We start from the raw sequence: 8,933 nt of genomic DNA on the forward strand, positions 1-8,933 counted from the left end.
TAAGGAGTGGCGATGTTGACAGGATTAGATAGATTAACAATTTATTCAGTTCTCTGTTTTATTTCTTTTTGTGCGTTAGTACTACGCTCATCGACAGAGACCTCTCTAATGCCAATTTTTGGCATAGTAGCAACGATTATTGGTATTTGGGTAGAGATGCGCCGTTGGCAAGGCATAGCCGAGGAGCAAGAGCACTAACCTGAATACAGCAAGCAAATTCCAATACGACAACATTCCGACACTATCCCCAGATTTTCTTGGGCTTCCCCGCGTAATTGCGGGATTTTTTTTATCTAAAGCATGCTATAAACAACTTAGTGACCAATGATAATTGTATACAGCTAGGTAAGTGGCGTGGAATTAGAAGACATCTATCGTAGAGACCTGAATTTACTGGTCGCCTTAAAGGTATTGATTGAAGAGGGCAGTGTTAGTCAAGCTGCGCTTCGTCTTAACCTAAGCCAGTCGGCAACCAGCCGAGTATTAGGCCGCTTAAGAGAACTACTCAATGATCCCCTGTTTACACGCCAAGGTCAGCACCTTATTCCCACTAAGAAAGCTCTCGAGATCAGCCAGCGCATTGATCAGCCTTTAGAATCATTCCGTCAGTTGCTTAGTCCGAGTGATTTCGATCCTTACTATTGCAGTGAGCGTTTTTTAATTGCGACCACTGACTACGCGATGCAAACTATCTTGCCTTATGCTCTGCCGAAGATTTATGAGCAAGCGCCGAACATCTCTTTGGAGTTTGCACCATTGCAGCATGAGCATTTGTTTAAACAGCTCAGCACCGAACGTGTCGATATGGCGATTTGTCGCCCGAGTGGCAGCATTGCACCACTTCATCAAGAGGTATTGGGGCCGGTCGGTGTGTCGTGTCTGTTATCTAAGAATCACCCATTAGCCGATAAGCCTTTAAGCCTTGAAGACTATGTATCACTCCCGCACGCGATGATTGCGATCAGTGATGGTGTTAAGGCTTTATTAGACAACGCGTTAGCCAATCAACAGCCTCGTAAAATGGTGTTGCGTGCTTATCACCTTGAAGCGGCATTGGCGATTGTCGATAGAATGCCGTTGGTGATTACTGTGCCTGCTGATTTGGCTTATTTGGTGGCGGAGCGTTATGACTTGGTTGTTAAGCCATTACCATTTGAATTTATGCCGTTTGATTACTCACTGATCTGGCACTCGCGTTGCGATTCTTCTGCCTCGCAACAATGGTTAAGAAGAGTAGTAAAAGAAGAATGTGGTGAGCTGATTCAGAAGCGTATTGCGGATGTAGGTTTGGGTTAACTGAGATCTCGCTTTAGTTTACTCGATCCAAATGACAAAAACGCAAAAGGGCTGATTACTATCAGCCCTTTGTTATTCTGGGTTACGGAAGTTTAATTTTCAATTACAGTTTAATAACTACGCGACCAGTGATTTGACCGTTAGTGATGTCTTCCGCAGCTTGAATTGCGCCATCTAAAGACACTTCTTTAGTCGCTTGGCCGTAGAAAGACTCAGGTAGTAATTCAGCCAGTTGTTCCCACGCTTTAATACGTTTTTCACGAGGGCACATTACTGAATCCACACCTTGTAGACGAACGTTACGTAGAATGAATGGCATTACCGTAGTTGGTAAGTCAAAGCCGCCGGCTAGGCCACACATTGCAACCGCGCCGTTGTAATCAATTTGCGCCAATACTTTAGCAAGTACCTTGCTACCTACTGTATCGATAGCACCAGCCCACAGTTGTTTCTCAAGTGGTTTCGCTGGTTCTTCTAATTCAGCACGCTCTACAATGCGTGTTGCACCTAGTGATTTTAGAAGCTCGCCATTTTCTGAAGCTCGGCCAGTAACCGCTGCTACTTTGTAGCCTAGTTGGTTTAGTAGCGTAATAGACACGCTGCCTACGCCGCCACTAGCACCCGTTACTAGGATTTCACCGTCTTCTGGTTTGATGCCTGCATCTACGATAGCTTGCACACAAAGCATAGCGGTGAAGCCAGCTGTACCAATCGCCATGACTTTCTTGGCGTCAAGACCTGCAGGCATTGGTACTAACCAGTCACCATTTAGGCTCGCTTTCTCAGCCATACCGCCCCAGTGGCCTTCACCAACACGCCAACCCGTCAGAACAACTTCGTCGCCTGCTTTGTAGCGCGGGTCATCAGATTGTGAAACCACGCCAGAAAGGTCGATACCAGGAACCATAGGGAAGTTGCGAACAATGCGCCCTTTACCTGTTATCGCCAAACCATCTTTGTAGTTCAAAGAAGAGTAGCTCACATCAACTTTCACGTTACCTTCTGGTAATTGAGACTCATCAATTTGAGAAACTGATGCGATAGTTTTTTTGTCTTCTTGGTTTAGTACAAGTGCTTTAAACATGATCTGCTCCGTAGGAGGAATATTAGGAAACTGAAGTAACTTTAGTTGAATCATCCGAGAAAAAATAATGAAACATCAACATTGAATCTATGCGTTTTGTGCATAGATATCAGTGTTGGTTTTTCTCTCGCTGAGTTCGCTGAACGCAATCGATGCATTGTTGGATGCCAAGTAATAAAAAGTGCAGCTATATAAATATAGCTGCACAAAAGATTACCCTACAAGTATTACAACCAGTGATCGCTATGGGCGTTCAAATACCGTTGCAATACCTTGGCCTAAACCAATACACATGGTCGCCAAGCCGTATTTCACGTCTTGCGCTTCCATCAGGTTGATTAGGGTCGTCGAGATACGAGAACCAGAACAACCCAGTGGGTGACCGAGTGCAATCGCACCGCCGTTAAGGTTAACTTTCTCGTCAACTACATCCAATAGACCGAGATCTTTAGCACATGGCAGAGATTGAGCAGCGAACGCTTCGTTGAGCTCAATAACGCCCATGTCTTCAATGTTCAGACCTGCACGTTTTAACGCTTTTTGAGTCGCAGGTACTGGACCGTAACCCATGATTGAAGGATCGCAGCCAGCGATAGCCATCGACTTCACGCGAGCGCGAATCTTCAGGCCAAGTGCGTTAGCTTTCTCTTCGCTCATGATAAGCATTGCAGAAGCGCCATCAGACAGAGCTGATGAAGTACCTGCTGTTACTGTACCGTTTGCTGGGTCGAATACAGGACGCAGCTGAGATAGACCTTCAACTGTTGTTTCTGGGCGAATAACTTCATCGTAATCCAGAGTGAACAGTGAACCGTCTGCTGCGTGAGCTTCGGTTGGTAGGATTTCGTTCTTGAAACGACCTTCTACTGTTGCTGCTTGTGCTCTAGCATGTGAACGAGCGGCGAAGGCATCTTGGTCTTCACGGCTAATACCGTGCATTTTGCCTAGCATCTCAGCGGTTAGGCCCATCATACCTGCCGCTTTTGCTACGTGTTTAGACATGCCAGGGTGAAAATCAACACCATGGTTCATTGGTACGTGACCCATATGTTCGACACCACCGATCAGGCAGATTTCAGCATCACCAACCATGATAGAGCGGGTTGCATCATGCAGAGCTTGCATAGATGAGCCACATAAACGGTTGACCGTTACCGCACCAATCTCAATCGGTAGACCAGCAAGCAAAGCAGCGTTACGTGCAACGTTGAAGCCTTGCTCTAGCGTTTGTTGTACACAACCCCAGTAAATGTCTTCAATCTCGACAGGGTTTACTTCTGGGTTGCGCTCTAAAATGCCTTTCATCAAATGAGCAGACAGATCTTCAGCACGAGTGTGACGGAAAGCTCCACCTTTGGAACGTCCCATTGGGGTACGAAGGCAATCAACAACAACTACATTATTCATTTTGCTATTCCTTTTCCAAATGTGGGTTACAGAGAACTGGCTTGTTGGCCGTCGTAAAAGCTTTCGCCTTTCGCTGCCATATCAAGCAATAGTTGAGGAACTTGGTACATTGCACCTAAGTCTTGGTAGCCTTTCGCCATTTCAACGAAGTTACCAATACCCACACTGTCTAAGTAGCGGAATACGCCGCCTCTGAATGGAGGGAAGCCTAAACCGTAAACCAGTGCCATATCCGCTTCTTGCGGTGTCGCGATAATGCCTTCTTCTAGACAAAGCACCACTTCGTTGATCATAGGAATCATCACACGTTGGATAATGGTCTGGTCATCAAAGTCTTGTGGCTGTTGGCATACGTCAGCCAGAATAGGAAGAATGTCTTCAGAGAAGGTCTTCTTAGGGCGACCGCGCTTGTCTACGCTGTATGTGTAGAAACCGCTGCCGTTCTTCTGGCCGTATTTTTCAGCGACATAAAGCGCGTCAATCGCATCACGTTCTTCTTTACCCATACGCTCAGGGAAACCTTGCGCCATCACAGCTTGTGCGTGGTGTGCTGTATCTAGGCCCACAACGTCTAATAGGTACGCAGGGCCCATTGGCCAACCGAACTTGCGCTCCATGACTTTATCGATCTTAGTGAAGTCAGCACCGTCGCGTAGCAACATGCTGAAACCGCCAAAGTAAGGGAAAAGTACGCGGTTTACGAAGAAACCAGGGCAGTCATTAACAACGATAGGGGATTTGCCCATTTTCGCTGCGTAAGCAACCACGCGATTAATAGTTTCTTCTGAAGTATGCTCGCCACGGATGATCTCAACCAAAGGCATGCGGTGTACTGGGTTAAAGAAGTGCATGCCACAGAAGTTTTCTGGGCGTTTTAGAGATTTTGCTAGCAGGTTAATAGGAATCGTTGAGGTGTTTGATGTAAGAACTGTGTCTTCGCCCACTAGACCTTCCACTTCACTCAGCACTGCTGCTTTTACTTTAGGGTTTTCTACAACGGCTTCCACAATCACATCTGATTGCTCAACACCTGCATAATGAAGACTTGGAGTAATAGAAGACAGAATGCCTGCCATCTTGAATCCATCTAGGCGACCGCGTGATAAGCGTTTATTCAACAGCTTAGAAGCTTCGTTCATACCAAGATCAAGAGACGCCTGTGCGATGTCTTTCATCATCACTGGCACGCCCTTCAATGCTGACTGGTAAGCAATACCGCCGCCCATGATGCCAGCACCAAGTACCGCAGCACGTTCAGTCGCTTTGTTGGCAGATTTACCAGCCTGTTTTGCTAAGCCTTTAATGTATTGGTCATTTAAGAATAGGCCAACCAGTGCTTTCGCTTCTTCAGATTTTGCTAGCTTAACGAAGTGTTTACGTTCGATGTCTAGTGCTGCATCGCGATCGCTACGTGCTGCTTCTTCAATCGCAATCACAGAAGTAATCGGAGCTGGGTAGTGAGGCCCTGCTTTTTGAGCCACTAAGCCCTTCGCCATGGTAAAGCTCATCATCGCTTCGAGTTTGCTTAGTGAAAGCGCTGATGTTTTTTGTTTACGGCGTAATTGCCAATCTAATTTTTCATTAGCAGCCAGAGAAACGGTGTTGATTGCCGATTCTAGTAACTGGTCTGTTTCAACAATTGCATCTAACAAGCCAACTTTAAGCGCTTCATCTGCACGGCATGCTTTGCCTTGCGTGATAATTTCCATTGCGCTGTCAGCACCGATAACACGAGGTAGGCGCACACAACCACCAAAACCAGGCATGATGCCAAGTTTGGTTTCAGGTAGGCCAATGCTGGTGGTCTTGTCACCGATACGGAAATCAGTAGCGAGTACACATTCACAACCGCCGCCAAGAGCATGGCCACGCATCATTGAAAGAGTTGGGACAGGAAGGTCTTCGAGCTTGCTGAAGATTGAATTAGCGAATCTTAACCATTCATCAAGTTCTGCTTCTGGCTTAGCAAATAGGCCAAGAAATTCAGTGATGTCTGCGCCTACAATGAACGCGTCTTTGTTTGAAGTTAAGATTAAACCACGTAATCCTGCGTGAGCATTAAGAGCATCTAACGCTTTGTCTAGTGATTCTAAAGTAGCAAGGTCGAGTTTGTTTACAGAGGCTGGTGCACAGAAGCTTAATTCCGCAATACCATCTTGTAATTCCTTTACCTGTAAGGTGTTAGCTTGGTAAATCATTGTCTATCTCCATGACATACAATCCACGATTGTTTGAGAGAATCTTGTTATCTTTCTATTATTGTAGAATACCTGGTAAGACCAGCTATGTTTAGTCTGTACCTCTGCTTGATTAATTTCAATACATTTTTTAAACAATTGTTTAACATTGTGCGATAGCACAGATCCTCTAACCGTTATTATTCACGCGTGATACACTTCGCTGCTCTTATTAATTAAGTTAGCGATATGAATGAACAGCCTTATTTAATACCGTCAGCATCGGCTCTGTTTGAAGAAGAGATAAAGAAGAGCGTTTTCATTACTCAGCTTGCTCATACACCAAGTGTAGAAGCTGCTAAACAGTTCGTAGAACAGGTAAAAAAAGAGCATTCTTCAGCTCGACATAATTGTTGGGGATTTGTTGCAGGGCGACCTGAAGACTCGATGAAGTGGGGCTTTAGTGATGATGGTGAACCTTCTGGTACTGCTGGAAAGCCTATCTTGGCGCAACTGTCTGGTTCGGGTGTTGGCGAGTTAACAGCTGTTGTGACTCGTTATTCTGGCGGAATAAAACTCGGAACGGGTGGTTTGGTTAAGGCATACGGTGGAGGGGTACAGCAAGCTCTCAAGCTGCTTCAAACTATCGAGAAAAAAATAACCACAAAATTACGGCTAGAGTTAGACTATGGTTTCGTGCCAATTGCACAATCTATTATGGCTCAGCATCAGGCTGTTGAGGTCCAAGCGGATTATGGTGTTCAAGTTGAGTTTATCATTGAGATAGAGCTCCTGCAGGTAGATTCGTTTACTCAGACCATGATCAATAAAAGCGGTGCCAAGGCACTGGTAACGAAAGTTAAAGACAACTAGGAAGTTTGAAGCATTTAGCTTCGTTCAATAGCTCATGCAATTTCGCTCAATTATTCGAATCGTCGGATTATTATTAGCACTTTTTAGTGTATCAATGCTCGCACCTGCGCTCGTCGCACTTATCTATAGAGATGGTGCGGGTGTACCATTTGTGACGACTTTTTTCGTTCTATTATTCTGTGGGGCAACTTGCTGGTTTCCAAACCGACGCTATAAGCATGAATTGAAAGCGCGTGATGGCTTTTTGATTGTAGTTCTGTTTTGGACGGTAATCGGTAGTGCTGGTGCGCTGCCGTTTTTGATCGCCGATAACCCCAATGTGTCGGTAACCGATGCTTTCTTCGAATCCTTCTCTGCATTAACTACGACAGGTGCGACCGTAATTGTCGGCCTCGATGATCTGCCTAAGGCGATTCTTTTTTATCGTCAGTTCCTACAATGGTTTGGTGGTATGGGTATCATCGTATTGGCGGTAGCTATCCTCCCTGTTCTGGGTATCGGTGGTATGCAGCTATATCGTGCTGAAATCCCGGGTCCAGTAAAAGATAGCAAGATGACTCCGCGTATTGCTGAAACGGCAAAAGCGCTTTGGTACATCTACCTGAGCTTAACCATTGCTTGTGCAGTAGCTTTTTGGCTTGCTGGGATGAGTTTCTTTGATGCCATCAGTCATAGCTTCTCTACTATTGCGATTGGTGGCTTCTCGACTCACGATGCGAGCATGGGGTATTTCAATAGCCCTGCGATCAACATGATTACAGTCGTGTTCCTTCTTATCTCTGCGTGTAACTATTCGCTTCACTTTGCTGCGTTTGCTTCTGGTGGTGTGCATCCTAAGTATTACTGGAAAGATCCTGAATTCCGCGCCTTTATCTTTATTCAAGTCGTCCTGTTCTTAGTTTGTTTCTTATTACTGCTTAATCACCACTCTTATGACTCGTATTACGATGCCTTCGATCAAGCCTTGTTCCAAACTGTATCTATATCTACAACAGCAGGCTTCACTACTACTGGTTTCTCCGAGTGGCCATTGTTCTTACCCGTGCTACTTTTGTTCTCTTCTTTTATAGGGGGCTGTGCAGGTTCAACGGGTGGCGGTATGAAAGTCATTCGAATATTACTACTTACTCTACAGGGTGCTCGTGAAATGAAGCGTCTTGTCCACCCGCGTGCTGTCTATACCATCAAGGTTGGTGGTTCGGCTCTACCACAACGTGTCGTTGATGCGGTTTGGGGCTTCTTCTCTGCATACGCATTGGTTTTTGTGGTTTGTATGTTGGCTCTTATTGCTACGGGGATGGATGAGCTGAGTGCTTTCTCTGCTGTAGCGGCAACATTGAATAACCTTGGTCCAGGCTTAGGTGAAGTGGCAATGCACTTCGGCGATGTGAATGACAAGGCTAAATGGGTGTTGATCGTATCCATGCTGTTTGGCCGTTTAGAGATATTCACCTTATTAATTTTATTGACCCCTACGTTTTGGCGTAGCTAAGGACATATTGTGGCAAAAGCTCTATTTTTGTATTCAAGCCGTGAAGGGCAGACCAAGAAAATCTTGAACTATATAAAAGAAGAAATGAATGAGTTCGAATGTGAGCTTCAAGATCTGCACACCATTGGTAATGTCGACTTTGCTCAATACGACCGAGTTTTGATTGGCGCATCTATTCGCTATGGGCACCTCAATAAGAAGCTATATCAGTTCATTGATGCCAACCTTGCTCAGCTGCGATCAAATAAGGTTGCTTTCTTTTGCGTTAACTTAACGGCTCGTAAAGAAGACCAAGGCAAAGATACTCCTGAAGGTAGCGCCTATATTAAGAAGTTCCTTCTTAAGTCCCCGTGGCAACCCACTTTGATCGGTGTGTTTGCTGGAGCCCTCTATTATCCTCGTTATAACTGGTTCGATAAAACCATGATTCGATTCATTATGAATATGACAGGTGGAGAAACGGATACAACCAAGGAAGTTGAGTACACGAACTGGAAAAAAGTCTCTTTATTCTCTAAGAAACTGCAAGAGATGTAAGAGAAAAGCCTACTTTTGAGGCGTTTTGAGTTCTTTTTAATCGAACGAATAAAAAAATGAGAAAAAC

The 8,933-nt window shown here is 45.2% G+C and carries 8 protein-coding genes; 5 read left to right on the forward strand and 3 right to left on the reverse strand.

The features are described 5' to 3' along the window. Positions 1–12: 12 nt before the first annotated feature. Positions 13–198 (forward strand): hypothetical protein, encoded by a 186-nt coding sequence (locus ACED25_RS12725; RefSeq protein WP_004736674.1) that lies wholly within the window; start codon positions 13–15, stop codon positions 196–198. 156 nt (positions 199–354) lie between these two features. Further along, positions 355–1,296, forward strand: coding sequence for a LysR family transcriptional regulator (locus ACED25_RS12730; RefSeq protein WP_012602956.1), 942 nt, complete (start codon positions 355–357; stop codon positions 1,294–1,296). Between the two features lie 103 nt (positions 1,297–1,399). On the opposite strand, the gene ACED25_RS12735 is transcribed toward ACED25_RS12730, so the two are convergent. The 3 genes from ACED25_RS12735 to fadB form a co-directional block, all read right to left on the reverse strand. Continuing rightward, a complete protein-coding gene (locus ACED25_RS12735; protein WP_371695412.1) occupies positions 1,400–2,380 on the reverse strand; it encodes an MDR family oxidoreductase in 981 nt (326 codons plus the stop codon). 243 nt (positions 2,381–2,623) lie between these two features. Further along, on the reverse strand, positions 2,624–3,787 hold the full coding sequence (gene fadA, locus ACED25_RS12740; protein WP_061025197.1) for an acetyl-CoA C-acyltransferase FadA: 1,164 nt from the start codon (positions 3,785–3,787) through the stop codon (positions 2,624–2,626). 26 nt (positions 3,788–3,813) lie between these two features. Continuing rightward, positions 3,814–5,985, reverse strand: a complete 2,172-nt coding sequence (gene fadB, locus ACED25_RS12745; RefSeq protein WP_102451428.1) for a fatty acid oxidation complex subunit alpha FadB — start codon at positions 5,983–5,985, stop codon at positions 3,814–3,816. Between the two features lie 228 nt (positions 5,986–6,213). Between fadB and ACED25_RS12750 the strand changes: the two genes are divergently transcribed. Genes ACED25_RS12750 through hemG form a run of 3 tightly spaced genes read left to right on the forward strand, consistent with a single transcriptional unit; the run spans position 6,214 to position 8,866 of the window. Then, a complete protein-coding gene (locus ACED25_RS12750) occupies positions 6,214–6,837 on the forward strand; it encodes a YigZ family protein (protein ID WP_016767552.1) in 624 nt (207 codons plus the stop codon). Positions 6,838–6,871: 34 nt separating this feature from the next. Further along, positions 6,872–8,329, forward strand: a complete 1,458-nt coding sequence (locus tag ACED25_RS12755) for a TrkH family potassium uptake protein (RefSeq protein ID WP_010433127.1) — start codon at positions 6,872–6,874, stop codon at positions 8,327–8,329. A 9-nt stretch (positions 8,330–8,338) separates the two neighbouring features. Next, positions 8,339–8,866: a menaquinone-dependent protoporphyrinogen IX dehydrogenase gene (gene hemG, locus ACED25_RS12760; protein WP_017103118.1), complete on the forward strand. Its 528-nt coding sequence runs from the start codon at positions 8,339–8,341 to the stop codon at positions 8,864–8,866. The last annotated feature ends 67 nt before the right edge of the window (positions 8,867–8,933 follow it).

Source organism: Vibrio sp. 1F263 (genome assembly GCF_041439035.1).
Classification (GTDB): domain Bacteria; phylum Pseudomonadota; class Gammaproteobacteria; order Enterobacterales; family Vibrionaceae; genus Vibrio; species Vibrio tasmaniensis_A.